We start from the raw sequence: 2,309 nt of genomic DNA on the forward strand, positions 1-2,309 counted from the left end.
GGCTGCTGGTGCCGGAGCGTCCGGCCTCGATCGGCCAGGTGCGCTATGGCGCCGATCCGGATGACGTGCCGCCGGTATCGCCCGCCTCGCAGGGCAATTTTCTGGCGCACACGCTCAGCACGTTGCGCCGCGCCGCCGGCACGCGGGTGTTCTGGTACCTGTTCGCCACCTTCTTCATCTGCGGCTTCACCACCAACGGGCTGGTCGGCACGCATCTCATCGCCTTCTGCGGCGACATGGGCATCGGCGAGGTGCAGGCGGCCGGCCTGTTGTCGATGATGGGCATCTTCGACCTGATCGGCACGACGCTGTCGGGCTGGCTCACCGACCGCTTCGACCCGCGCAAACTGCTCGGCGTCTACTATGCCATCCGCGGCCTGTCGCTGATCTACCTGCCCTATTCCGGCTTCTCGGCGGTCAGCCTGATCATCTTCGCCGTGCTCTATGGGCTCGACTGGATCGCCACCGTGCCGCCGACGCTGAGGCTCGCCAACGAGGCCTTCGGCGACCGCCGCGGGCCGATCGTGTTCGGCTGGATCGTCGCTGGCCACCAGGTCGGCGCGGCGGCGGCCGCGGCGTTCGGCGGCACGATGCGCGAGCTGCAGGGCAATTACGAGCTGGCCTTCCTGATCGCCGGCATGACGGGCATCGCGGCGGCCTGCATCTCGCTCTTGATCAACACGAGCAAGCCGGCCTTCGAGCCGGAGCCGCAGCCGGCGTAGGACACGACTGCCCCTTCTCCTCTTGTGGGAGAAGGTGTCGCCGAAGGCGACGGATGAGGGGTGTTCCAGAGGACACCGACGTCCCATTCCTTCCAGTACCCCTCATCCGTCTCGGCGCTATCGCGCCGATCCACCTTCTCCCCCGGGGGGAGAAGGTAAAGACACCTGTTGGTTGTCAGAAAAACTTCATGGTTCCGAGATGCGCCTGAAACATTGAGGCGGGAGCTTGGCGGTCCCGTTCAATGCCATCCCGGAGACAGCCATGAACAAGATCTCGATGACCCGCCGCGCCTTCGTCACCTCGGCGAGCGCGTTCGGCCTGGTCGGCGCCTCGGGCCTCGCGCTGCCCTATTATTCGCGCGCCAGCCAGCGTCCGGCCTTCACCCATGGCGTCCAGTCGGGCGACGTCGATGCTGGAAGCGGCATGGTGTGGACGCGCACGGACCGCCCGGCGCGGGTGATGTTCGAAGTCTCGTCGACGGAGAGCTTCGCCAACGCGACCAGGCTCGCGCCGCTCGATACGTCGCCGGCCAGCGACTACACGGTGAAGCGGCTGCTCACCGATCTCGCCGCCGACCAGGACATCTTCTACCGCATGACGGCCGCCGATCTCGCCGACGTCAACGCCGTCTCCGAGCCGATCGTCGGCCGGTTCCGCACTGCGCCGGCCTCCAAGCGCGACATTCGCTTCGCCTGGTCGGGCGACACCGCCGGCCAGGGCTGGGGCATCGACGAGACCGGCATGAAGACCTACGCCACCATCGGTAAGCACACGCCCGATTTCTTCCTGCACTCCGGCGACACGATCTATGCCGACGGCGTGATGAAGGATGAGGTCGACCTGCCCGGCGGCGGCAAATGGAAGAACGCCGTGCTGATCGACGAGAAGCGCAAGGTGGCGCAGACGCTCGACGAATACCGGGCGCAGTGGAAATACAACATGATGGACAAGAACGTGCTGGGCCTCTCCGCCATCTGCCCGACCTTCTACCAGTGGGACGACCACGAGGTCGTCAACAATTGGTCGGATTCGAAGGACCTCAGCAGTGACGACCGCTATTCGGAAAAATCCATCCATGTGCTGGCGGCGCGCGCGGCGCGCGCCTTCCACGAGATGACGACGATCCGCTATGAGCCGGCCGAGCCCGGCCGCGTCTACCGCAAGATCGCCTACGGGCCGCTGCTCGACGTGTTCTTCCTGGACATGCGCTCCTATCGCGGCCCGAACGGCCCGGACATGCAGGACACGATGACGCCGGAATCGCGCATGCTGGGCGAGCAGCAGACCAAGTGGCTGAAACGCGAGCTGACCAATTCAAGGGCGACCTGGAAGATCATCGCCGCCGACATGCCGCTTGGCCTCGTCGTCTGGAACGACGGCACCAAGAAAGTGGGCGCAGAGGCCGTCAGCAACGGCGACAACGGCCTGCCCAAAGGGCGCGAACTCGAGATCGCCGACCTGCTGCGCTACATCAAGAATGCCGGCATCAGCAACACGGTGTGGCTGACGGCCGACGTCCACTACACGGCCGCGCACTACTACAACCCCGACAAGGCGCAGTTCCAGGACTTCAATCCGTTCTGGGA

At 65.6% G+C, this 2,309-nt stretch carries 2 protein-coding genes; both read left to right on the forward strand.

Annotation, left to right across the window (positions count from 1 at the left end):
* Positions 1-722, forward strand: a 722-nt coding sequence (locus tag EN742_RS32180; RefSeq protein ID WP_148670413.1) for an MFS transporter, incomplete at its 5' end; no start/stop codon positions are given.
* A 262-nt stretch (positions 723-984) separates the two neighbouring features.
* A partial coding sequence (locus tag EN742_RS32185; RefSeq protein ID WP_128333737.1) for an alkaline phosphatase D family protein occupies positions 985-2,309 on the forward strand: 1,325 nt, incomplete at its 3' end.

This window comes from Mesorhizobium sp. M4A.F.Ca.ET.020.02.1.1 (assembly GCF_004022645.1).
Classification (GTDB): domain Bacteria; phylum Pseudomonadota; class Alphaproteobacteria; order Rhizobiales; family Rhizobiaceae; genus Mesorhizobium.